This window comes from Pseudomonas parafulva, assembly GCF_000800255.1.
Classification (GTDB): domain Bacteria; phylum Pseudomonadota; class Gammaproteobacteria; order Pseudomonadales; family Pseudomonadaceae; genus Aquipseudomonas; species Aquipseudomonas boreofloridensis.
This window is the reverse complement of the sequence record NZ_CP009747.1, coordinates 1,928,276-1,950,774: the sequence shown is the minus strand read 5'-3', so window position 1 is coordinate 1,950,774 and position 22,499 is coordinate 1,928,276. Positions and strand designations below refer to the sequence as shown.

Here is a 22,499-nt window from a genome sequence, read left to right as displayed (position 1 = left end):
CGCCATGACCGCCACCGTTTCTCCGCTTGTTTCAGGCGCTGGCGAAGCGCCAGTGATCCTCATCCGACGCCGCCGCTCGCGAGCTTTACCGCTGGTGTCGCTGGCCGTCCTCATCGGGCTGGCCTGGCTGGGCAGTGACTATTGGCTCAATGCGATCCTCATCCCCTTCCTCGTGTTGTCGCTGGCCGGCCTGGGCCTGAACCTGCTCACCGGCTACACCGGCCAGACTTCGGTCGGCGCCGCTGGCTTCATGGCGGTGGGTGCGTTCGCCACCTATGGGCTGTTGCTGCGGGTGCCGGGCTTGCCGTTACCGCTGGCCCTGCTGGGCGGCGGGCTGATCGCGGGCGCGGTGGGGCTGCTGTTCGGCATTCCCAGTGCGCGGATCAAAGGCTTCTACCTGATGGTGACCACCCTGGCGGCGCAGTTCTTTCTGGAATGGGTGTTCGCCAAGTTTCCCTGGTTCTACAACTACGCCTCCTCCGGCACCATCAGCGCCCCACGCCTGGAACTGTTCGGCTACAGCCTGGCCACGCCGGCGGGGCGTTACCTGCTGACGCTCGGCTGCGTGGCGTTGCTGACATGGGTCGCGGTCAACCTGGTGCGCAGCCAGGTCGGGCGCAACTGGATGGCGATTCGCGACATGGACACCGCCGCGGCGGTCATCGGCATCCCGGTGGAGCGCTACAAGCGCCTGGCCTTCGCTGTCAGTTCGTTCTACCTGGGGATCGCCGGGGCGCTGTGGGCGTTCGCCTACCTGGGTACTGCCAGCGCCGGCAGCTTCGACATCAACCGCTCGTTCCAGATCTTGTTCATCATCATCATCGGCGGCATGGGCAGCATCGTCGGCAACTTCATCGGAGCCGCGTTCATCAGTCTGGTACCGATCCTGCTCAGCCACCTGGGGCAATGGCTGTTCGACGGTCACGTCGACGCCGGGCAGTTGCAGAACCTGCAGAAGATCCTCTTCGGCGCCCTGATCATCGTGCTGCTGATCAAGGAACCAGAAGGACTGGCGCGCTTGTTGACCACCGCGCGGCAACGCATCCGGGTCTGGCCGCTGCGGTTCTGAACTCACCTGTTTCACTCACATGCCTTGACCCGGCCTCGGGAAAGGAGTTTTTCACTCCTTCAAGAAGACGTGCACATCATGGGCAAAACCTTGCATCGCTACTTGTTCGCCAGCCTGCTCGCGCTCGGCGGTCAGGCTCTTCTGCCGGCCAGCGCCGAGGCGGGCGCCGATCAACAGTTCATTCCCCTGGCCACCTACCGGGTCGGCGCCTACGCCTCCAGCGGCATCCCGGTATGGGCCGGGATGATCGACTACCTGCGCTACATCAACGAAGTGGAGGGCGGGATCAATGGCGTCAAGCTGGTCTGGCAGGAGTGCGAGACCGAGTGGACTGCCGAGAAGGGCATTGAGTGCTACGAGCGTTTCAAGAATGGCCTGGACGGCGCCCCCGTGGCCGTCTATCAACCCAACGGTGCGCCGGCCGCCTATGCCCTGAGCGACAAGGCCGAGGCCGACAAGATCCCGCTGATCACCCTGGGCTACGGCCGCACCGAGGCCACCGATGGCCGTGTGTTTCCGTATAACTTCCCGGTGATGCTGACCTTCTACAGCGAGGCGTCGGCTTTCATCAATTACGTGGCCGAGCGCGAAGGCGGGCTGGACAAGCTCAAGGGCAAGAAGATCGCCACCGTCTATCACGACTCGGCCTATGGCCGGGAAACCCAGGGGCCTTTGCAGTTGCTGGCGGCGAAATACGGCTTCGAGAACATCCAGATTCCCGTCGCCGATCCCGGCAACGAGCAGGCCGCGCAGTGGCGTCAGGTGCGCCAGCTCAAGCCGGACTGGGTGTTCCTGCGCACCTGGGGCGTGTCGACCCCGGTGGCGATCAAGACGGCTGCGCGCTTCGGTTTCCCGGTCGAGCGCATCGTCGGCGATATCTGGGCCAGCTCCGACGAGGACGTGCTGCCCACCGGCACCGCGGGCAAGGGCTACCTGGCGTTGACGCCGTACCCCGGTGGCACCGGGTTCGACATCCACCAGCGCCTCAAGCAGCACATCCTCGACGCGGGCAAGAGCGACCTGAAAGACCCGCACAGCTTCGGCAGCGTGTACTACAACTCGGGCCTGGTGAACGCCGCCATCGCCGTGGAGGCGATCCGCGCCGGGCAGAAGCGCTTCGGCAATCGGCCACTCAACGGCGAGGAAGGTCGCTGGGGGCTGGAGCACCTGGACCTGGACGATGCGCGCCTGAAAGCGATCGGTTTCCTGGGCTTGATGCAGCCGCTGAAGTTGTCGTGCAGCGACCACGAGGGGGGCGGCGCGGCGAAGGTCCAGCAGTGGGATGGCCAACGCTGGAACCTGATCACCGATTGGGTACGCGCCGACCGCGCCACCCTGCGCGAACTGATCGACGACAAGGCCGCCGACTACGCCAAGCAAAAGGACATCACACCACGCGATTGCACCGGTGCCTGAATCGTCAGCCATTCAAGCCGCAAGCTGTAAGCGGCAAGCCACAAGTGAGCTTGCTGCGTATGGCTTGCAGCGCTGCAAAAAAGGAGCGGGACATGATCGAGGCACGGGATGTCGGCGCTGAGCGGATGGCGCTGTTAAGTGTGGACGACATCGAGGTGATCTATGACGGGGCCATTCTTGCCGTGGGTGGGGTTTCGTTGCAGGTGGGGCAGGGCGATATCGTCGCCTTGCTTGGGGCTAACGGTGCGGGCAAGAGCACCACGCTCAAGGCGATTTCCGGGTTGCTCCAGGCCGATCGGGCGCGGGTCAGTCGAGGGACTGTCCGTTTTCAGGGGCAAGATACGGCGGGCGTGGCGGCCAATCGGCTGGCGCGCCAGGGCATCGTGCATGTGCTGGAGGGCCGTCACGTTTTTGCGCACTTGACCATCGAGGAAAACCTGCGCAGCGGCGGCTTCCTGCGCAAGCCCTCGCGACGGCAACTGGAGCAGGACCTGGAGCGGATCTACGCCTGGTTTCCGCGCTTGAAGACCAAGCGCAAAACCCAGGCCGGGCTGACCTCCGGGGGCGAGCAGCAGATGCTCGCTCTCGGCAGGGCGCTGATGACCCAGCCACGCCTGGTACTGCTCGACGAGCCGTCCATGGGACTGGCACCGCTGATCGTCGAGGAAATCTTCGCCATCGTCGCTCAACTCAACGCCCAGGAAGGGATGAGTTTTTTGTTGGCCGAACAGAACATCAACGTCGCCCTGCGCCACGCCAGCTATGCCTACATCCTCGAAAACGGTCGTGTGGTGGGGCAAGGCACGGCCGCAGCGCTGGCTGCGCGCGAGGACATCCGCCACTTCTACCTGGGCGGCAAGGCGGGTGGCCAGGGGCAATCGATTCAAGAACCTTCGACTCGACAGGAGTAGATATGAGCACTGCACTCTCACCCGATCTCCCTGCGCAGACGCGCGCGGCGCCGCTGCGTGCGGCGCAGGTCATTGGTAGCGGCAGCGAAGCCATCGAAGTGGCACAGCGCCTGGCTGCGGATTTCGCCCGCGAGGCCGCCGCACGCGACCGTGAGCGGCGCTTGCCCTGGGCAGAACTGGAGCGCTTCTCCGACAGCGGCCTGTGGGCGATCACCGTACCCAAGGCCTACGGCGGTGCTGGCGTGTCCTACCGCACCCTCAGTGAAGTGATCGCCACGGTGTCCGCCGCCGACTCTTCACTCGGGCAACTGCCGCAGAACCACTTCGGGGTGCTGAGCAACCTTGCCCTGACCGGCAGCGAGGCGCAGAAGCGCGCCTATTACGCCAAGGTGCTGCAGGGCTATCGCTTCGGCAACGCCTTCTCCGAAGCGCGCAGCCAGTACGTAACCACCTTCCAGACGCAGATTCGCTTCGAGGGCGACACCGCCGTGCTGAACGGTGAGAAAGCCTACTGCACCGGCGCGCTGTTCGCCCATATCGTGCCGGTGGCGGGCGTCGATGAACACGACCGCCCGCACATCGCCTTCGTCCCCCGCGATGCCTCCGGCCTGAGCGTGATCGACAGCTGGGACGGCTTCGGCCAGCGCATCACTGCCAGCGGCCAGGTACGCATCGAGGGCGTGCGCGTGCCGACAAGCGCCGTGATACCGGCCTGGAGGGCCTACGAGCAGCCCACCGCCGATGGACCGATCTCGCAGATCATCCAGGCTGCCGTGGACACTGGCATCGCCCGTGGCGCCTTTGCCGAAACCCTGCGCGTGGCGCGCTTGGCCCGCCCCTGGGTCGACAGCGGCCTGGAGCACGCCTGGCAGGACCCGCTGGCCCAGGCGCTGATCGGCGAATTGGCCTGGCGCCTGCACGCCGCCGAGGCGGTCTTGCAACGTGCCGGCGAGGCGGTGGATGACGCCGTCGCCGAGCCCAGCGAGGCGCGGGTGGCGCAGGCGTCGGTGATCGTCGGCCAGGCCAAAGTGCTGTCCACCGAAATTGCCCTGCAAGCGTCCAGTCGTTTGCTGGAGCTTGGGGGCACGCGCAGCGTCTCGGCCAGCCAGGGGCTGGACCGATTCTGGCGCAATGCCCGGACCCACACCTTGCATGACCCGGTGCGCTGGAAGTATCACCTGGTCGGCAACCGACTGCTCAATGGCATCGCGCCACCCCGTCACGCCTGGAACTGAGGACCTTTCCATGTCTATTTCACATGCTCAAGGCCGTGGTGACCTGGCCCATGCCCGCCATGTCGAAGCCTCGCTGCTGGACTACCTGCGCGGGCAGAGCGCCCGCCATGAAGCGCTGGTGATTGCGGCTGTCGGTGACCTGCGTATTCGTATCGACGCAGCCGACGCCTTGCGCGCCCGCGCCGACGATTCGCCTGCGGCGGCCATCGCTTTTCGGTTGGCGGCGGCGGAGGCTGTGCGCCTGGCCGGGCAGACGCACCTGGAGTTGGTCGGGCACGGCCTGCCGGCGCCCGCACCCTCCGAGGCCGAGCCGGCGCTGCCGACCCAGCGGCGCCTGCTCGGCGATCACTACCTCAACGGTGCTGCACCTGCGGCCGGCTGAGCCCGTTCCCTGTGGGGCGTCCGGACGCTGGCCGCAGGTCGGCGTTCAGGACGCCTGGGCGCCGCCGCCGATTTGCCAGACATACGGCGGTTCGCTGCCATTGACTTCCCAGTCGCCGACGATGCGCTCCTTGTAGATCACCGGGTTATGCGAGGCGGCCGTGCGCGCATTGCGCCAGTGGCGATCGAGCTGCCGGGTGATGCGGGTGCTGGACGCGCCCAGGGCGTTGAACAGATCGCTGGTGGCCCGCAGCACCAACTCCACGGCGGCGACCTGGGCCTGCGCCGAGGTCAGTTCGGCCAGCACGTTGGCGTCTCGTTCGGCTGCGGGTGCATCCGCCCAATGGGCCAGGTAGGCCTGGTGCGCCGCTTCGGCTGCGCGCAGGGTCGCGGCCTCGGCGGCGTAGACCAGGCCGCTGGCTTTGCCGATCACTTGCAACACCTGGGCATCTTGGCTTACGGCCTGAGCATTGCCATGGCTGAACACCCGCGTGCGGGTGCGGGTTTCGCTGCTGAAGTCACGCACCGCAGCGCGTCCGGAGCCGACGATGACGGCCAGCAGCACCAGTTGATAGAACGCCGTCTGGTACTTGAAACGGGTGGCGAAATCGATGATGTCCTCTGGCTCGACCACGGCGTTGTCGAACACCGAGGTGCCGCTGCCGGTGGTGCGCTGGCCGAAACCGTCCCAGTCGTCGCTCAAGGTGACGCCCGGTTGCCGCGTCCGCACCGCCGCGATCACGTCGGCGCCGGTGTCGTCGCGGCGGGCGAACAGGTCGATCCAGTCCGCGAAAATGCTACCGGTGCTGTAGTACTTGGTGCCGTTGACCACCCACTGGTCGCCTTGGCGCGACACCCGGGTGAGCACGTCGCCGATCTTGACCGCGCCTATTTCGGTCCAGGCGCAGCCGACCAGGTCACCGTCCACGAAGCGTTTGAACCAGCGGTCCTGGGCGGCGCTGGCATGGGCGTTGAGGCGATCTTCGACGAAGGCGAAGTGACCGCGCAGCGCCTGGGGCAGATTCGAGTCGGCTTCGGCCAGTTCGATCAGCAGGTGTACCAGTTGCGTCAGCGACGCGCCCGCACCGCCATGCTCGATCGGCACGCGCACGGCGCCGAAGCCCGCTTCCTTAAGCCAGCGGATCGGCTCGAACGGCAGGCGGCGCTCACGCTCGCGCTCGACGCTGCCTTCGGCAATGCGGGCGAACAAGGGTCGAAAGCGTGCGGCGAGGGTCTCGTAGTCGGTGCCGGTGGACAGCGTGGGAACGTGGGCGTGAGCGGTCATGGCAATTCTCCTGAGGATGCGAATGCAGTCGGCAGAGGCCTCGCAAACTCCGTGCCCTATGAGAAAACCTCCGTAAATCAGGAACTTGGTGATTCAGATGGGCGATTGAGCTGTGGCGCGCGCAACAGCTTGCTGAATCACTGTTGGCAGCAAGGCAGCAGTGCTTGTCGATGCGGCTGTTGCCGGGTGGTCAGGGGTTCAGCAGAGTGCGTGTCTCAGGGCAGTGACGATCACCTCGAATTCTCACAAACCATTGATTCGAAGACATTTCTGGTATTGGCACGGTTGCTGCTCCAGCCCTCGTGCGGTCGCCAGTGCGGCCTGACTTTCGAGCCACAGGAGACTTCGTCATGAGCCAAGCGATCAAATTTGCCTACTGGGTGCCCAACGTCAGCGGCGGTCTTGTCGTCAGCAAGATCGAGCAGCGCACCCATTGGGACATCGACTACAACCGCACGCTAGCGCAGATCGCCGAACGTGCCGGATTCGATTACGCGCTGTCGCAGATTCGCTTCACTGCAGGCTACGGGGCCGACAATCAGCATGAGTCGGTGACCATCAGCCACGCGCTGCTGGCGGCTACCGAGAAACTCAAGGTGATCGCCGCGATCCTGCCCGGCCCCTGGACGCCGGCCTTGGCCGCCAAGCAACTGGCAAGCATCGACCAGTTCACCGGCGGGCGCATCGCGGTGAACGTGGTGTCCGGCTGGTTCAAGGGCGAGTTTCGCGCCATCGGCGAGCCTTGGCTGGACCACGACGAGCGCTACCGGCGCTCCGAAGAATTCATTCGGGCCCTGAAGGGCATCTGGACCCAGGACAACTTCAGCTTCCACGGCGACTTCTACCGCTTCAACGACTACAGCCTCAGACCCAAGCCGCTGCAGCGTCCGCACCCGGAAATCTTCCAGGGCGGAAGTTCGCGGGCCGCACGCGACATGGCCTCGCGGGTGTCGGACTGGTACTTCACCAACGGCAACAGCGTGGCCGGTATCAAGGCCCAGATCGATGACCTGCGGGCCAAGGCGGCAGCCAACGGTCACTCGGTGAAGGTCGGCGTCAACGCCTTCATCATCGCCCGCGACAGCGAGGAGGAGGCCCAGGCGGTGCTGGCTGAAATCATCGCCAAGGCCGACCCCGAGGCGGTGCGAGGCTTTGCCAGCGAAGCGAAGAACGCCGGGGCGGCCAGTCCCGAAGGCGAGGGCAACTGGGCGCAGTCCAGTTTCGAGGACCTGGTGCAATACAACGATGGTTTCAAGACCAACTTGATCGGCACGCCCCGGCAGATCGCCGAGCGCATCGTCGCACTCAAGGCCGTGGGGGTCGATCTGATCTTGTCAGGTTTCCTGCACTTCCAGGAGGAGGTGGAATATTTCGGTCGACGGGTTCTGCCGCTGGTGCGCGAGCTTGAGCAGGAGGTGGCGGCGCCCCGGGCGGTGGCCTAGGGCGTTCGATCCCGAGCACGCGCTCAGATCGAGAATTGCAGGGTCCGCTGCGGACGCGCCAGGGAAGGCGCGCCGCGCCGATTGACCACCAACTCGCCAATGGCGATCAGCCGCGCGCGGGTGATGTTGCGGCTCAAGCCCAGCAAACTGGCCGTGTGCACCTGGTTGCAGTGGCAGAAGCGGTAGGCGGTGCGCAACAGGCTGTCTTCGACCTTTTCATGCAGATCGCCCGCCTGTTCCTCGAACAACCGATGGAACGCCTGCAGCAACTGATCCTCGGCGCTTTGCGGCGCAGCGGTCTGGACCGAGCTCTGGCGCTCGATGCGCAGGTGCGACAAGCGCAGGTCGTCATCACGCACCAGATTGTTGCGGCACACCAGAAGGGTGTGGTGGATGACGTTTTCCAGTTCACGGATGTTGCCCGGCCAGTCGTAGCTCAACAGCTTGCGCTCGGCCTCGTGCGTCAGGCGCACCTGGCCGTAGCCGAGCCGGTTGCAGTAGGTGTCGAGGAAGTGCCGGGTCAGCGGCAGGATGTCGCCCGGACGCTCGCGCAGTGGATACAACTGCAGGCTGACCACATTGAGCCGGTAATACAGGTCCTCGCGGAAGTGACCTGCGCCGATGGCCTTGTCCAACTGCACGTTGGTGGCGGCGACCACGCGCACGTCGATCGGTAGGCTCTTGCGCGAACCCAGCCTCACCACTTCGCGCTCTTGCAACACGCGCAGCAGCTTGACCTGGATCGCCATGGGCAGGTCGCCGATCTCGTCGAGGAACAAGGTGCCGCCATTGGCTTCCTCGAACCAGCCAGCCTTGGCGGTCAGGGCGCCGGTGAACGCACCTTTCTCATGACCGAACAGCTCGGCCTCGACCAGTGATTCAGAGAAAGCGCCGCAGTTCACCGCCACGAACGGGCCTTCGCGTCGGCGGCTCAAATGGTGGATGTGACGGGCGACCAGCTCCTTGCCGGTGCCGGTTTCGCCGATCACCAGCACGCTGGCCTCGCTCGGCGCGACTTGTTGCAAATGGGCGAGCAACGCTTGCGAACGAGGGTCTTCGAAGACCTGCGCGGTCGCCCGGATCGAGGTAGCCAGAGTCGGCGAGGGGGGGAGGGTCAGCAGTTGCATGGCGATCCTTATCAGTTGCGCACGCGGCTTGGCGTGGATAAACGATTTGGTAGCCAGAGGGTTATAAAGGGGTCGGGTGCTTTTAAAAAATAATAAAAAATCCTATTTGTATTCCCCTGGGGAATATTGAGTGTAAGGGCCTGTGATTTAAGATCGACACAGGTACGTTCTGGAGGACGCCATCTTGGATGCCATGACTGTCGATGAACTCGCCGCGCAGCTGTTGGCGCAAGGCTGCAACCCGTCGCTTTACGCCATCGGTACGCGGGGTGCGGCGTCCGATGTTTTTTATCTGAGCCAAGTGGGTGGGCGTTGGCAGGTTTGCTATACGGAGCGCGGGCGGGATGCTGAGCCGATCTATGTATCGGCGAGTGAGTCAGAGGCTTGCCAGTTCTTTTTTGAGCACGTCATGGCGATGCGGCATGACCACTGCGTGGGTTTTTTCGACCGCGAAGAGGAGGCTGTGGCGTTGCGGCGCGAGCTGGGTGAATTGGGGGTGCAGAGCTGGATCGATACGATTCCCTATGGGGGCGAGCGGGATCTTCGGTATCGGGTGTTTGTGGTGGGGAAGGGGATTCATGTGGCAATGGCGGTGTTGGGGGCGGTGCCGTGGCGTGGATCTGACCTTTGATCATAGCGCCACGGCGTCTGTAAATGCTTCTGGCGGAGCTATGGAATCTTGATTCCCAGTGCGTTCAGCGTAGGGGTATCCATTCGTCCATGCACGGTGAGCGCGCTGTCGGATTGGAAGGACATCAATGCCCCGCGCGTGGCTTTGCCCATCACCCCGTCGATTGCGCCTTGATAGTACTGGCGCACCATCAGCGCGGTCTGCACGCGAGTCACCAAGTCGTTTTTCTGTGCATTGGTCGCGCGGGTTTTCGACGTACTTGAGCTTGACGCGCCGGCGGTTCCAGAGGGTTGGTAAAAGCTGTTGCCGGTTGAGCTGCTCGGCGCGGTGTAGCTGCGGGTGCTGGTAGCAGGGGGGCTGTAGGCACGAGGCGCGCTGTAGCCACCCGAGCCACTGTAGTGAGAGCTGTGCGAACTGTGGGATCGATGCGAACTGTGCGAGCGATGTGCCGCATAGATGTTCAGGGCATCCGGGGCATTGAGCGTATCTGCGAATACCGGCGGTTGCAGCTTGTCGCTAGGCTGCCAGTCGGTATCTGCCAGCGGCAGGGGACCGGCTTGGGCTAGGGCGGTGCCTGCCATGGGGAGCAGGCTCATGCTGCTGATCAAGACTTTCCAACGGTCGAGTAACTTCACTGTGCACTCCTTGCATAGGCGCTAAAGGCCTCGGTCGATAGTTGTCGTACACCTCGGCTCTGCCAGCGGTCGGTGTGGGATTTGAAGAATCCAGAACACTGTTCGACGGCTGCGCAGTGTTGGCAGGCATCTATGAACAGATTCTTCCAGTCCGAAATGCTCTGACGGGCAAAGCGCGATAGAGCAGGCGGAATCAGGCACAGAGGAAGGTTGTAGATGGAAACCGGTATCCCCCGATTGGACAGGAAGTAGGTGGCTTGACTCAACCACTCCTGATAGTCGAGCGGGTCGATCCACAGTTGCTCGTAGTGCTTCCTGGCCAAGCCGGTGCTCTCGATGCCCATCAGTGCAACATGCCGCACGAAGGGCAGGTTCCTGAAGATGTAGTGGGCCAGTTCAGGCAAGCGAGGCGTGGTCAGGCGATTGAGTACGACGCGGATTTCTATGATCTGGTCTGCTCGTGCCAGGTTGTACAGACCCTGCATTGTCTCGCTGAATGCTCCTTCAGCCTGCACCACATGGTCATGGTCTTCGGCGTTGTCGGCATACAGCGGGATACCCCAGCTCAGTTGTGGGTGGGCAATAGCAGTCAGTGCAGGGATCCAGCTCGGGTCCTGGAACAGTCGTCCGTTGCTGAGCACATGGATGGACTTATCTGGTAACACGGCTTTGCACTTGGCCAGGATTTCCAGCAAGCCAGTGCGATAGAGCGTGGGCTCTCCGCCGCTGATCCCCAGGTTTTCCTCGCCCGGGTCCATCAAGTCGATCAGCCGGAGGTTTTCCTCGATGTGCCAACGATCATCGATATCTTTCGGCGGCTGCGAGCACATCAAGCACAGGCTGTTGCAACGATCTGTCATGAAAAGCAAGTTGCTGTCCGAGCCTCTTCGATAGAGCACTCGCACCAACGTACTGCCGGGTGTGACAGCAATGACATCTCCGGGCTGCACAACATTCGCGTCCCTAGGCGTATGCAAATGGAGTTGTGCAGCTTCGAGCTCGTCCATAAACGGCTCGGGTGTGAGAAAGCCGCCCACGGGTAATGAGATCAACTGCGGGCTATCTAAACGTTGCCGGTTTGGCAGCCAAAGCAAGAGATCGTCGAACGCCACACGTCCCGCGCAAACGGCCAGTCCTTGTTCGATGAATTCATCGAGCGTGACGACCTTGAGCAATCTTGGTTCGTTCAGATGCCGGATTTCGAAATGGGTATCCTTTCGCAGCATCACCATCAGCCCCTGTAGCCAGGAAGTCGGACATCGCTGTAGGAGCGTCTGCTCAACCAGGACAGCAGTACTCTTTGCACATTGTCGTCGCCGTCGCGAAGTAGTCTGAAGACCTGCTTGAGCAACCCCATATTCTTTTTGCAGAACGTGCTGAACATCCGATGTCCGATCGGGTCGCCTTGACGTGCGAAGTGCTCGATGGGATCTGCGCCACAGTAGGGAACGAGTGCGCAGTCCGAGCAGCCCGGTAGTGCCTCTGCAACGCCGCTGGCAAGCAGTGCCTGCATGACGGGTGATCCGAGCAGTTCAGGCAACGGTTGCTGCACAGAACCTAGTCTCAGTCCGCTTTCTCCCATCTCCAGCAACATCCGCGCTTCGTCCGACGGATAGACGTAGCCGTCATAGTTGTAAACCAGCGCCGCAGTACCAGCGCCTGCAGGGGAGCGCAGGTCTACGTATCCTGATGAGAAGGGTGTGAGAATGTTCTTCAGCAGCAGACTGGTGTAACTCTCGGACAGGTAAACGCCTTGCTGATTTATGTTCAGCAAGTACGTCAGTGCTCTGTCATGGAAGTCCAAGTATCGCTCAATCGGGTAATCAAGGCGCTGGGCGCTTTTGGTGGCAAAGCCATAGGGGCTCAAGGGCCGAAGCGAAATACTGGAGAACCCCAGTTTCACGTACTCATCAATGATCGCTTCTGGCTGTTCGAGACTTCTGGAGGTGAGCGTAGTCAGCGCTGACACTGCATCGTGACCGAGGCGTTCACGTACCCGCTCGATACCTTCGACCGTACGCTCGTAGGCATCTCGCGAAGGCGTGGGACGATTGGCGTTATGCAAGGCCGCCGGGCCATCGAGCGAAGTCGAAAATTGAATATCGTGCTGTGCTGCGAAGTCGAGCACATCGTCCGTCAGGTGATGCAGTGTGGTGGTGATGACGAACTGGATATCGCGCTGTTGCACTCGATTACGTTCGACTACCCACTCGACAATCTGGCGGACTCGCTCAAAAGCCAAAAGTGGCTCACCCCCTTGAAACTCTACGGTCAGAGCGGGCGCGTTCGATTCGAACAGGCGGTCGACAGCAGCGCGTGCATTTTCCTCGGACAGGTCGTGGCCAGAGCCGCTTAGTGGTGCTCGCGAAACCTGACAATACTGGCAAGTATGGTTGCAGCGCAGGGTCACCACAAACAGGTGTAGAGCAGGACCCTGGAACAGGAAATCCTTACGACTGCGATACTGCGCGGCCATTTGCGCAAAGGGGTCGTGGCGCTCTGGCTCGTAAATGAAGTGGCGAGCGAGCAAGTCCTTGTAAAACGCAGAGCCTGTTTGCACGTCAAATTGACTGAGCGCGCGTAATTGCTCGTCATTGACATGCAAGTGTTCACCCGTGTCGGAGGTGATCAGGATGTCATGGCTGGATCCTGTGTCCATCCGCATGAACCGCAAGGGTAATAGACGGTAGTGTCTGGCATCTGTTGTAATCAGAGTCACTGGGAAATCCCGCATCCAGCGAGCGCGGCTCGGGCTAGAATCTCACGCAGCCCTGCGGTTTCGCGGTTGATATGGTCGCGTAAGGCGAAGTCATTCAAATGCTGGAGGATCAGTGTGCTGGCGTATCGCGCGGCAAGTGTCAGATTGGCGTGGGCCGGCAGCGCTTCGAGAGCAATTTGTTGGTCTTCGACCGATACTTGGATGGCGACGATGTCAGCGAGGGAATACACCGCCCGTTGCACCACGCTGAGGGAATAAACTGCACTATCGAGTTTCAGGATGACAGGCCATGTCATGGGAACCGGTCCTTCAAATCCGTTGGAGGCGTGTGGATTTTGCCGGTTTTTAGGGCATTATGCCATTATGATTTTTTACATCTGCACACAAAAATTATGATCGGATGCTGGTCAGCCTGATGCTGATAGTCTTGAAGTGTTCGGGAAATGCTGATCAGCCCATTCTTATGGGTGCTCCATGGCGGAGCAGTGAGGTCTAAATCCGACATCGACATCGCTACGCACCTCTACAAGATCGGTTCGGTGCTGGAGGGCGCTCCGAAGACAGCGGGCATCATTGACGGGCAATTCTTCGCTTAATCGAGCCTACAAACTGAACCGCCCCGATTATCGAGGAGGCTCCACCTTTTGAGACACTGGAGTCACTATGTCGAACCCATCGAAGTTTTCCCCCGAAATCCATGAGCGCGCAGTGCGAATGGTCTACGAAGTCCGTGAGTCGCCCGACTCTCAGTGGGCAGCCATCGAGGCCGTATCGAGCAAGATCGGTTGCACCGCCCAGATATTGAGCAACTGGATTCGCAAGGATTCTTCCCCTGCAAAGTCCAGTGCCCCGGAGGATCCCCGGATCAAAGCGATGGAGCGTGAAATTCGTGAGCTCAAGCGTGCCAACGAGATCCTCAAGGTCGCCAGCGCTTTTTTCGCCCAGGCGGAGCTCGACCGCCGTTTGAAGTGATTTGGTCGCTCATCGACAAGCACCGCAAAGCCTTTGGGGTCGAGCCACTTTGCCATGTGCTGCAAGTCTCTCCATCGGCTTATCGGCGCCATGCTGCACGTTTACGCGACCGCTCACGGCGCTCTGCCCGAGCGATTCGTGACGAGGCGCTTGCCATGCAGCTCCGCTGCGTCTGGCAGGAGAATTACGAGGTTATGGCGTCAGGAAGGTCTGGCGGCAGATGCTACGCGAGCGCCAGGCTGTGGCGCGCGGTACAGTGAAGCGGTTGATGCGGGCAATGGGCTACATGGTGCCATGCGCGGTAAGTCCGTGAAGACCACGCTAGCAGATGCGGGTAATGCCAATCCCAGGGATCTGGTTAAGCGCCAGTTCACCGGCGAACGCCCCAATCAGCTCTGGTTTGCCGACTTCACCTTCGCTTCAACCTGGCAGGGATTTGCCCATGTCGCATTCATCGTGGATGTCTACTCGAGATTTATCGTCGGCTGGCGTATCAGCCGACACATGCGCACGTAGTTTGTCCTGGATGCACTTGAGCAGGCGCTTCACGCCCGTAGGCCCGAGCCTCACCGGGTGGTTCATCACAGCGACAGGGGCTTACAATACCTGTCGATTCGCTACAGTGAACGATTGGGTGAAGTCGGTATAGAGCCGTCGGTTGGCAACGTCGGGGATAGCTACGACAACGCCATGGTCGAGACCATCAAGGGACTCTACAAGACCGGGTTGATCCATGAGCGAGGTCCATGGAAAAGCATGGAAAGCCTGGAGTGGGAAACGCTGAAATGAGTGAACTGGTTCAACCATCAGCGCCTGCTGGAGCCGATTGGAAATAGGCCACCAGCAGAGTTTGAGGCACTATACGAGCAAGGTCAGGTAGCCATCCCCATTGCTGCCTGACTCTAACAAAATACCCTCCGCGATACCCGGGGCGGTTCAAAAGCATTGAGTACGCAATGCGAAAGTCGATAGACGCTGAGGCCAGGTACGAATTCACTCAAGAGCGACAAGCCAGGCAGATTCTCCGAGAGAGGCGCGTCGCTATGGTGTGAAAAGCGACTAGGTATGTGAGAAGGCTCAAACCAGGCGCATCGTGGCTTCCTATCAAGTATGGGGGCGTCACCTTACGTGCTGTCGAGGCTGTTCGGATTGCAATGTGCAGAATCTGCACATCGCAAATTCATCTTCGAATGCGAAATGTGTACCACTTTTTATTGCCTTCTGCATCATCTTCCTTCTCTATAAACGCTTCTTCCCATTTTTTGTGTGCGGGATCATCTGGGATTAACCCGTTTTCTATTGCTTCGCTGACATCAAACTCGCACACGCTTGCCTTGGCTTTTGTTAAATCTTTATGCTTTTTGGCGGACCTAACTGCGTGCTCTCGAAGATATTCACAAAGCTTTAGTGAGTAGAAAATTACATCGTTGTTGTACAAAAATATGCCTTGAATAGATGAGCCGTACTCTTTGTTGGTATTTCCGTTGACGGGTAGACCAAAATACATAGCGTCCAGAGTGTAGCCATGCGGAATGGCTCCTGCTTTGAAACTTTCGATCAATTCATTTCGTCTAGTGATGGCGTTGTTCAGTAGTTCAATCGACTCGCTCAAAGACGTGAGTGCGCGTAAAGCCTTGTCTGAGCTTTGGTTCATGACTACATTTTGCAAGGCCTCAACTGGGAAGTTCATCGTTTGAATTTGGTGCAGCATCAGGACTGCTTCAAAAGGCTTTGGCGGTCGAGGGCGCGTATTCCTATATTCACTAAGGCGCTTGAGTTCGCTTTCATATTGCTCTTTCAGATCGTTAACATACTGCTTTTTGATTGCCAGTGCCACGTTGAATGAGGAGAGTGTAAGCATAATTCCGCGATTTGATACCTGGATTTCCTTTTTTATAGCCTCAATATTCTTCGCTTTCTCATTGTTGCGTTGCGCCGCCCAGGCTCCAGCAAAAGCACCGGCTAAGGTAGCCGCGAGCGTCATGAAGAATGAAAACCAGCCGAAATCACGCACGAAGTTTAAACTAGGCAACAGCGGCGCTGAACTCCAAAACACTCCACCCGTTGCCTCCCATACACCCGCCATAGCCATCCCTCATACAGGGCACCACTGTCATTTGTGGCACATAGCCATGAATCATAACGGGAGTCTTCTGGGCATGGCAATTTGTGGGTAAGCTGCGGAGCGGTAGGGGCGGCACATCGACTGAGCGCACTCGACTAGGTGCTACGATTGTGAACCGGCCCCCCCCCCGTTGCGCACCCTTGCAGCTTGGCTATTGCAACCTTCAGATGACGGCAGCGCCTAGCTTTGTGGTACAGCAGCTGCCCCCGTCTCACCTCCCGCAACGATTGGTACACTAGGCACGCCCTCTGTTGGAGGTGCAACCGATTCGGCTAGGGCCATAGCATCGAAGCCAGAAGCCGAGACCATCTGCTCATAATGCGTGCAGTCGACTTCTTTCATCCATGTGAAAATGTCTGCGATGATATTGTGGCTTTCACCAACGAGATTCTCCGGAGAATCCTCTCCGATCTCAATCAGTGCGTTGTGTGAGTATTTGTTAATGAAGCGGTAAATTTTTTCCTTGGTTTGAGATGTAGTCAATGTACATCCACTGAGCCCCTGCTGGAAGAGCGTCGCCATATCTCCTTTGTGTAGCGGGAACTTGAAGCTAAAGAAGGCCTCAAGGATTTTGCGAGCTAGGTTGGCTGTAAGAAACGCCTCATCCCGATCAATCTGCGCTTGCTCCTTGTAGGTGTAAAGACGCCCAAAGATATAGTGATACTCCGAGCTATAAGCGTGAAGGCTCTTAGGTGCATCTCTTAGGGTCGATTTTCTTGGGTTGCCAGTGTTGGCTTCGACTATGTAGAAGAAACTGTTGGCTGGGCGGGATGGCCTCCTGTTTTTTCGGTTTATATTGTTACCCTCAAGCCAGTCTCTGACGAGCTTAAAGAAGTTAAAGTTGTGGGTTAGGATAAATAGCTGAAGCGCTGGCGTGCAATGATGGCGTAAGTAGGAGTAAGCGTGAAATAGGTGGTTGGAGTCAAAGCTGGAAATTGGGTCGTCAACTGTAATAATTAACTTTGCAATGTCGTTGTCGCCTTCCGAAAGCTTCGTAATAAAGTATACGAAAGCTATCGCAGTTTTTTCTCCCTCGCTCAGGTCTTTTGCATGGCGTTGTTCGCTACCTCGGTTGATTTCATAGCCAAGCAACTGAGGGTTGAATCGAAGGCATAGGTCAGACCGACCCAAGAAATTGTGAAGATGTTTGTTGAACTCCTCAGCGCCCAGTACCTCATTTGACAGAGAGGCCTCAAGCGCCAGGATCTCTCGCAGACGGGCATTGGTTTTTGACTGGACTTCGGATGCCTGCTTTGAGAAAGCATCACGTTTTTGGATCTTGGCGAAATAGCCGAATGCCTTGACCTCCATCGCTGCATAGTGAAGCTCAATCTTACGCTTGATGGCTCCCGTCTCTTTCGCGAAGTCCTCTGTCTTCTTGTTGTGGCGGGCTATCAGATTATTCATCTGTACTTGGGCAGCATCGAAGCCAGCATATGCTGCTGGGTCGATAGCCGGCACGATGAACTCAGTCCTGAACTGATCGGCAATTTTCTCCTGTAGAAGCTCCTGCCAGTGATCGATCCCACTGTTGATGCTCGTAACGTGGGTCACTAGCAGAGCCTTGGCAGTGGCAAACTCTTCTTGCATCTCCTCGTATAACTGGTCGCCTTGGCTTAGGTCCACTACGTCGAGGAGTTGCTGCTTCAGCCACTGCTCAGCGCTGACGAGGCGCGCCTGAAACTGACGGTACTCGTCACTAAAATGCGCATTGATCTCGTCAAGTCGAGCCTGAGAAAGTTTGGCTCCGCAAAATTCACAATTTCCGGATTTGTGGTTGTCATGAATTCCTAGGCCGGTCTGCACCCATGCCTGGATATCTGGATTGTCTTTGAGGCGGGATAACACGATGCTAGTTGCAGTTTGTTTGAGGAGAGCTTGAAGGCGGGACTGTGCGTCATTGAGCTTCGCTGCTTCAAGCCTGGTAGTGATGCTTGGCACTTGCGGTTTTGACACTGGCTTGGCCGCCACGACCAGGGATACCAGCTCGTCATTTGGAAGAATTGAAGAGGAGTCACGAACCGCATCTGAATGGGCTGCAATGAAGCTTTCCAGCTTCGTACGATTGTAGTTGAGGTAGTGACTATCTTCGGTGCCGATAATTTGAAGGCTGGATTTGGTTCGTTTTGCACTGTCCGTCAAGAATTTTTGCAGATCGGCCGTGGCCTTTGATGCGTCACCATTCGATTTTTCAATGGCTTTCAAATCAGCCTCTTGCTGATTTTTTAGGGCTTCAAGCTGCTTTCGATCATCAATTTTTTCTTTTGCGACTAACAGGATGCTTTTGACCGAGTTGTCCCAATCAATATTCTCTTTTATGAAGCCCGCGTTAAAGGTGCGTACAGCGGCACTTGACTGGGTAATCGTTTTTTCGGTGATGGAGGCTTCATTGCTTAGCATAACGGAGAACTCGCAGTTCGCGTCGGCGGCGGCCTGCAAATTACGGCGCTTCTCTAATGATTCAAATAATTTGGAGAGTGTGGATTTGCCACTTCCATTCCAGCCATAAATTAAATTGAATTTTCCGAACGTCTGGGTGCTGTCGCCGTTGTAGTCCCTGAAGATGCCAAAATTTTTTAATTTTTTTATTTTCGTGATCATGGTTGCGGTCCTTTCGCCTGTGCGTCCTAGGTCGGCTGGGTGTGTGGCACCAGGCCAGCATATAAACGACCGTTAGAGTTCGCAATATGAAGTTTTTTTAATGCGTATAAGCCATTGATAATTAAGCGTTTCCAACGTTGACTTGGATGACTTATCCGAAGGCGTAACCGGAAGCGGCTCATGTTATTAATCGGGCTAGGGATTCTCCGATCAAGTCAGCACAGGCCATCTGACCTGTGCTGAAATAGCCCTCCGTCCAACTGCCTTCTACAAGCCCGCCATCCCATGAGCCAGATGAGCTTTTCCGATTTCGAGTACGCCGGTAAGCGCAAGCAAACCCGTCGCGAGCGTTTCCTGGCCGAGATGGAACAGGTGGTTCCGTGGAGCGGGTTGGTGGCGTTGATCGAGCCTCACTACCCAAAGGCTGGCGGTGGCCGCAAGCCGTATCCACTGGAAACCATGCTGCGCATTCACCTGCTGCAAAACTGGTTCTCGTTGAGCGATCCAGCCATGGAAGAGGCACTGTACGAGATTACTTCGATGCGCCAGTTTGCTCGTCTGACGCTCAGCGCTCCGATCCCCGAAGACACGACGATCATGAATTTCCGGCACCTGCTGGATAAGCATCACTTGGCGGCGGGCATTCTGGAAACCATCAACAATTACCTGCGAGACAAGGGCCTGTCGTTGCGCCAGGGCACCATCGTCGACGCCACCATCATCCACGCACCCAGTTCGACCAAGAACAAGGAAGGTAAACGCGATCCCGAGATGCATCAGACGAAGAAAGGTAATCAGTATTTCTTTGGCATGAAGGCGCATATCGGTGCCGATGCTGAGTCGGGCCTGGTGCACCACGTCCACGGTACAGCGGCGAATGTGGCCGATGTAACGGAGGTCGGTCACCTGTTGCATGGCGATGAAAATGTTATCTGTGCCGACGCGGGTTATACCGGCATGGAGAAGCGGCCGGAGCATGAAGGAAGGCCGGTAATCTGGCAGATTGCGGCTCGTCGTAGCACCTATAAATACTTGAGCAAACGAAGCGTGCTCTACAAAGCCAGACGCAAGATCGAGAAGGTCAAAGCGCAGACGCGAGCGAAGGTCGAACATCCATTCCGTGTGATCAAGCGCCAATTCGGCTATGTGAAAACCCGCTTCCGTGGCTTGGCCAAGAACACGGCGCAACTGACCACGCTGTTTGCCCTGTCGAATCTGTGGATGGTACGCCGGCAATTATTGCCTGGAGCGGGAGAGGTGCGCCCGTGAGGGCAGAAAACCAAGGCTGTGCCTTGGTTATCCAATAATTAGCGGCTGAAAATCGGGCTTTTCGGCATCCTCATGCCGTCAATTTTCGGCTGATGGCAACTTGTTCGGAGTTTCCCTAGAGACTGTCAGGATCCCCAAAAAACATCTGTATCCGCGACCGCAACCACCGCTCCGCCGGATCGTTGTCCTGCGCGCCACGCCACGCCATGTGCAACTCGAACGTCTGCACGTCCAGCGGCATGTCCTCGGCTCGCAGTCCGCCCGCCGCGGTGAGCGTCTCTGCCGCGTAGTCAGGCACGGTGGCGATGATGTCGGTGCCCGCGAGCAGGGTGCCCAGGCCGTTGAACTGGGGCACGGCCAGTACCACATGACGCTTGCGGCCAAGGGTTTCCAGGGTTTCGTCGATGAAGCCGGACAGGTCGCCGGCGAACGACACCAGCGCGTGCGGGCGGGCGCAGAAGTCGTCCAGGGTCAGGGCGCCGGGTACGCTGTCGGCGCGCAGCAGCTTGGGCTTGCTGCGGCGCAGGACCTTGCGCTTGGCGTTGGCGGGCAGGTCGGCGGTGTAGCTGACGCCCACCGAGATTTCGCCGGAGGCCAGCAGGGTGGGCATCAGCAGGTAGTTGACCCGGCGCACCACCAGGACGATGCCCGGCGCTTCGGCGCGGATCCGCTTGAGCAACTGCGGCAGTAGGGCGAATTCGGCGTCGTCGGACAGGCCGATGCGAAACACCGAGGTGCTGGTGGCGGGGTCGAACTCGGCGGCGCGGCTGACGGCGGTGGAGATCGAGTCCAGCGCGGGAGAGAGCAGGGCGAAGATCTCCTGGGCGCGGGCCGAGGGCTCCATGCTGCGGCCGGTACGCACGAACAGCGGGTCGTCGAACAGGTTGCGCAGGCGTGACAGCGCCGCACTGATCGCCGGCTGGCCGAGAAACAATTTCTCGGCGGCGCGGGTCACGCTGCGCTCGTGCATCAGCGTTTCGAACACGATCAGCAGGTTGAGGTCTACTCGGCGCAGGTCGTTGCGATTCATCGGTGCGTGTCGCCTTGCTCTGGTGGGTCGGGATGAATAGTACGGCCAAAGGCTGTTAACCTGCACGGATTTACCGGCCTCGGATCAATCGCAGGCATGTCGACTATTAATGGCCACTGATGGTCTAACCGGCAAAGCCCCGATAAAGTTCGTGGTAATACGAGATTCACACAGGCGAGGTATGCGATGTCCCGCATGATCCGGTTCCACAAGTTCGGCCCGGCCGACGTGCTGCGCTGCGAAGAGCAGCCCGAGCCGTCGCCGGCGGCCGGCGAAGTCCAGGTGCGCGTCCAGGCCATTGGCCTGAGTTGGTACGACGTGCTCTGGCGGCAGAACCTGGCGCCGTCCCACGCGCGACTGCCGGCCGGTATCGGTCATGAAATGGCCGGGGTGGTGACCCAGGTCGGCGAGGGTGTCGATGACATCGCGGTGGGCGACCGCGTCGCCAGCTTCCCGGCCACCAGCCCGAACGAGCATCCGGTGTACGGCGATGTCATCGTTTTGCCGCGCACGGCCATCACCCGCTACCCCGAACATTTGACGCCCATCGAAGCGAGCGTGCACTACACGCCGCTGCTGATCGCCTATTTCGCCTATGTCGACCTGGCACGGGCCAAGGCCGGGCAGTCGGCGCTGGTGACCGATGCCAGCCACTGCGCAGGCCCGGCTTTCGTGCAATTGGGCAAGGCCCTGGGCCTGAAGGTGATCGCGGCCACCAAGGAGCCCGAGCAGCGCGACTATCTGCTGGGCTTGGGCGCTGACAAGGTGATCGTCACCGAAGAGCAGGACTTGCTGATGCAGATCGGCAAGTACACCGATGGCCGCGGCGTGGATATGGTGCTCGACGGCATGGGCGGTCCGCAGATGTCACTGCTCGGCGATGTCCTTGCGCCGCGTGGCAGCCTGGTGCTTTATGGCCTGCAAGGCGGCAACCAGACGCCTTTCCCGGCGTGTGCGGCGTTTCAGAAGAACATCCAGTTCCATGTGCACTGCATCGGCAACTTCACCGGCAAGCCTGAGCTGGGCATTGCTCAGGATCAGGTGGCGATGCAGCGCGCGCTGCGCGATATCAACCAGTTCACTGCCGACAAACTGCTGACGCCACAGATCATCAGGGTCTTTCCCTTCGATGATTTCGTGCAGGCGCACCGCCTCATGGATGATTGCCCGTGCGGCGGACGAATCGTGCTGGACTTGGGGGCCGCCCCCTGATCGAAGCGATGCGCTGATTGGGTGCCCCCGACAGCCGCCCCTGTAATCCCACTATGTGCCCTGTCGGGCGCGGGGTTACAGGGGCGGCTTTTTGCATTGATGCGCATAGACTGTTCGTTTGCTGGTCAAGCACTGAAACTTCCTACAAATATTTAGTGTGTATCTGATATCTAAAACGCATGCAATATTATCGGCATCTCATGCGGCGGCTCATATCCTTAAACAAGGGGCTTAATCTCTATAGTCACCTTTGAATTACGACTATCTGAATGGTTTTTTTACGCTCATCTGTATCTGTTATTCAGCGTACAACCCTCGATAATGGCCCTGTGACACCCAGGCTGAACGCCTGCGGAGTGGCCAGTTGCTTCAGTTTTCGGCTAGCGAGCGCGGGGATTGAAGCTGTGGCGCGTCACTAACCCAAAATAGTTGCGAGAAG

At 59.2% G+C, this 22,499-nt stretch carries 18 protein-coding genes, 1 pseudogene and 1 other annotated feature; of the genes and pseudogenes, 10 read left to right on the top strand and 9 right to left on the bottom strand.

Annotated elements, in window-relative coordinates:
- Positions 1-4 precede the first annotated feature (4 nt).
- The 5 genes from NJ69_RS08550 (at position 5) to NJ69_RS08530 (ending at position 5,013) form a co-directional block, all read left to right on the top strand.
- A complete protein-coding gene (locus NJ69_RS08550; RefSeq protein ID WP_039578090.1) occupies positions 5-1,069 on the top strand; it encodes a branched-chain amino acid ABC transporter permease in 1,065 nt (354 codons plus the stop codon).
- A 78-nt stretch (positions 1,070-1,147) separates the two neighbouring features.
- Positions 1,148-2,485 (top strand): ABC transporter substrate-binding protein, encoded by a 1,338-nt coding sequence (locus tag NJ69_RS08545; RefSeq protein WP_039578088.1) that lies wholly within the window; start codon positions 1,148-1,150, stop codon positions 2,483-2,485.
- Positions 2,486-2,577: 92 nt separating this feature from the next.
- Positions 2,578-3,396, top strand: coding sequence for an ABC transporter ATP-binding protein (locus tag NJ69_RS08540; RefSeq protein ID WP_052192056.1), 819 nt, complete (start codon positions 2,578-2,580; stop codon positions 3,394-3,396).
- 2 nt (positions 3,397-3,398) lie between these two features.
- Positions 3,399-4,631, top strand: a complete 1,233-nt coding sequence (locus NJ69_RS08535; protein ID WP_039578085.1) for an SfnB family sulfur acquisition oxidoreductase — start codon at positions 3,399-3,401, stop codon at positions 4,629-4,631.
- Positions 4,632-4,641: 10 nt separating this feature from the next.
- Positions 4,642-5,013, top strand: coding sequence for a hypothetical protein (locus NJ69_RS08530; protein ID WP_039578083.1), 372 nt, complete (start codon positions 4,642-4,644; stop codon positions 5,011-5,013).
- Positions 5,014-5,058: 45 nt separating this feature from the next.
- Here the strand turns inward: NJ69_RS08530 and NJ69_RS08525 are convergent, their stop codons facing one another.
- A complete protein-coding gene (locus tag NJ69_RS08525; protein ID WP_039578080.1) occupies positions 5,059-6,297 on the bottom strand; it encodes an acyl-CoA dehydrogenase family protein in 1,239 nt (412 codons plus the stop codon).
- 350 nt (positions 6,298-6,647) lie between these two features.
- Between NJ69_RS08525 and sfnG the strand changes: the two genes are divergently transcribed.
- On the top strand, positions 6,648-7,739 hold the full coding sequence (gene sfnG / locus NJ69_RS08520) for a dimethylsulfone monooxygenase SfnG (protein ID WP_039578078.1): 1,092 nt from the start codon (positions 6,648-6,650) through the stop codon (positions 7,737-7,739).
- A gap of 23 nt (positions 7,740-7,762) precedes the next feature.
- On the opposite strand, the gene NJ69_RS08515 is transcribed toward sfnG, so the two are convergent.
- On the bottom strand, positions 7,763-8,866 hold the full coding sequence (locus NJ69_RS08515) for a sigma-54 interaction domain-containing protein (RefSeq protein ID WP_039578076.1): 1,104 nt from the start codon (positions 8,864-8,866) through the stop codon (positions 7,763-7,765).
- Between the two features lie 184 nt (positions 8,867-9,050).
- Between NJ69_RS08515 and NJ69_RS08510 the strand changes: the two genes are divergently transcribed.
- Positions 9,051-9,497, top strand: coding sequence for a hypothetical protein (locus NJ69_RS08510; protein WP_052192055.1), 447 nt, complete (start codon positions 9,051-9,053; stop codon positions 9,495-9,497).
- Between the two features lie 38 nt (positions 9,498-9,535).
- Here the strand turns inward: NJ69_RS08510 and hxsA are convergent, their stop codons facing one another.
- Genes hxsA through hxsD form a run of 4 tightly spaced genes read right to left on the bottom strand, consistent with a single transcriptional unit; the run spans position 9,536 to position 13,147 of the window.
- Positions 9,536-10,132 carry a His-Xaa-Ser repeat protein HxsA gene (hxsA, locus tag NJ69_RS08505; RefSeq protein ID WP_039578073.1) on the bottom strand — a complete coding sequence of 199 codons (597 nt, stop codon included), beginning with the start codon at positions 10,130-10,132 and terminating at the stop codon, positions 9,536-9,538.
- On the bottom strand, positions 10,129-11,364 hold the full coding sequence (gene hxsC / locus NJ69_RS08500; protein WP_039578071.1) for a His-Xaa-Ser system radical SAM maturase HxsC: 1,236 nt from the start codon (positions 11,362-11,364) through the stop codon (positions 10,129-10,131). Before hxsC ends, hxsA begins: the two co-directional genes overlap by 4 nt.
- Complete coding sequence (gene hxsB / locus NJ69_RS08495; RefSeq protein WP_039578068.1) at positions 11,364-12,851, bottom strand: His-Xaa-Ser system radical SAM maturase HxsB; 1,488 nt, start codon at positions 12,849-12,851, stop codon at positions 11,364-11,366. The genes hxsC and hxsB overlap by 1 nt, the downstream gene beginning before the upstream one ends.
- Positions 12,848-13,147 (bottom strand): His-Xaa-Ser system protein HxsD, encoded by a 300-nt coding sequence (hxsD, locus tag NJ69_RS08490; RefSeq protein WP_039578066.1) that lies wholly within the window; start codon positions 13,145-13,147, stop codon positions 12,848-12,850. The genes hxsB and hxsD overlap by 4 nt, the downstream gene beginning before the upstream one ends.
- Before the next feature lie 367 nt (positions 13,148-13,514).
- Between hxsD and NJ69_RS08480 the strand changes: the two are divergent.
- Positions 13,515-14,723: pseudogene (locus NJ69_RS08480) on the top strand (IS3 family transposase).
- Positions 13,781-13,897, top strand: a sequence feature (AL1L pseudoknot). (Overlaps the previous pseudogene by 117 nt.)
- Before the next feature lie 280 nt (positions 14,724-15,003).
- On the opposite strand, the gene NJ69_RS08475 reads toward NJ69_RS08480, so the two are convergent.
- The gene (locus tag NJ69_RS08475; RefSeq protein ID WP_039578062.1) at positions 15,004-15,909 is read right to left on the bottom strand and encodes a hypothetical protein; all 906 of its coding nucleotides are present in this window, start codon (positions 15,907-15,909) and stop codon (positions 15,004-15,006) included.
- A gap of 219 nt (positions 15,910-16,128) precedes the next feature.
- Positions 16,129-18,549: an AAA family ATPase gene (locus NJ69_RS08470; RefSeq protein WP_052192053.1), complete on the bottom strand. Its 2,421-nt coding sequence runs from the start codon at positions 18,547-18,549 to the stop codon at positions 16,129-16,131.
- Between the two features lie 285 nt (positions 18,550-18,834).
- On the opposite strand from NJ69_RS08470, the gene NJ69_RS08465 reads away from it, so the two are divergent.
- On the top strand, positions 18,835-19,818 hold the full coding sequence (locus tag NJ69_RS08465) for an IS5 family transposase (protein WP_080754734.1): 984 nt from the start codon (positions 18,835-18,837) through the stop codon (positions 19,816-19,818).
- Between the two features lie 115 nt (positions 19,819-19,933).
- Here the strand turns inward: NJ69_RS08465 and NJ69_RS08460 are convergent, their stop codons facing one another.
- Complete coding sequence (locus tag NJ69_RS08460) at positions 19,934-20,848, bottom strand: LysR family transcriptional regulator (RefSeq protein WP_039578058.1); 915 nt, start codon at positions 20,846-20,848, stop codon at positions 19,934-19,936.
- Between the two features lie 186 nt (positions 20,849-21,034).
- Here NJ69_RS08460 and NJ69_RS08455 point away from each other — a divergent pair, with 186 nt between their 5' ends.
- Positions 21,035-22,060 carry a zinc-dependent alcohol dehydrogenase family protein gene (locus NJ69_RS08455; protein WP_039578056.1) on the top strand — a complete coding sequence of 342 codons (1,026 nt, stop codon included), beginning with the start codon at positions 21,035-21,037 and terminating at the stop codon, positions 22,058-22,060.
- The last annotated feature ends 439 nt before the right edge of the window (positions 22,061-22,499 follow it).

What these genes read in the sequence shown, in the direction of transcription:
- NJ69_RS08550 (WP_039578090.1), top strand. Translation starts at nt 5, where the DNA reads ATGACCGCCACCGTTTCTCCGCTTGTTTCAGGCGCTGGCGAAGCGCCA.
- NJ69_RS08470 (WP_052192053.1), bottom strand. Translation starts at nt 18,549, where the DNA reads ATGATCACGAAAATAAAAAAATTAAAAAATTTTGGCATCTTCAGGGAC.
- NJ69_RS08455 (WP_039578056.1), top strand. Translation starts at nt 21,035, where the DNA reads ATGTCCCGCATGATCCGGTTCCACAAGTTCGGCCCGGCCGACGTGCTG.
- NJ69_RS08530 (WP_039578083.1), top strand. Translation starts at nt 4,642, where the DNA reads ATGTCTATTTCACATGCTCAAGGCCGTGGTGACCTGGCCCATGCCCGC.
- NJ69_RS08465 (WP_080754734.1), top strand. Translation starts at nt 18,835, where the DNA reads ATGAGCCAGATGAGCTTTTCCGATTTCGAGTACGCCGGTAAGCGCAAG.
- hxsD (WP_039578066.1), bottom strand. Translation starts at nt 13,147, where the DNA reads ATGACATGGCCTGTCATCCTGAAACTCGATAGTGCAGTTTATTCCCTC.
- NJ69_RS08525 (WP_039578080.1), bottom strand. Translation starts at nt 6,297, where the DNA reads ATGACCGCTCACGCCCACGTTCCCACGCTGTCCACCGGCACCGACTAC.
- sfnG (WP_039578078.1), top strand. Translation starts at nt 6,648, where the DNA reads ATGAGCCAAGCGATCAAATTTGCCTACTGGGTGCCCAACGTCAGCGGC.
- NJ69_RS08545 (WP_039578088.1), top strand. Translation starts at nt 1,148, where the DNA reads ATGGGCAAAACCTTGCATCGCTACTTGTTCGCCAGCCTGCTCGCGCTC.
- NJ69_RS08515 (WP_039578076.1), bottom strand. Translation starts at nt 8,866, where the DNA reads ATGCAACTGCTGACCCTCCCCCCCTCGCCGACTCTGGCTACCTCGATC.
- NJ69_RS08475 (WP_039578062.1), bottom strand. Translation starts at nt 15,909, where the DNA reads ATGGCGGGTGTATGGGAGGCAACGGGTGGAGTGTTTTGGAGTTCAGCG.
- hxsC (WP_039578071.1), bottom strand. Translation starts at nt 11,364, where the DNA reads ATGGTGATGCTGCGAAAGGATACCCATTTCGAAATCCGGCATCTGAAC.
- NJ69_RS08535 (WP_039578085.1), top strand. Translation starts at nt 3,399, where the DNA reads ATGAGCACTGCACTCTCACCCGATCTCCCTGCGCAGACGCGCGCGGCG.
- NJ69_RS08540 (WP_052192056.1), top strand. Translation starts at nt 2,578, where the DNA reads ATGATCGAGGCACGGGATGTCGGCGCTGAGCGGATGGCGCTGTTAAGT.
- NJ69_RS08460 (WP_039578058.1), bottom strand. Translation starts at nt 20,848, where the DNA reads ATGAATCGCAACGACCTGCGCCGAGTAGACCTCAACCTGCTGATCGTG.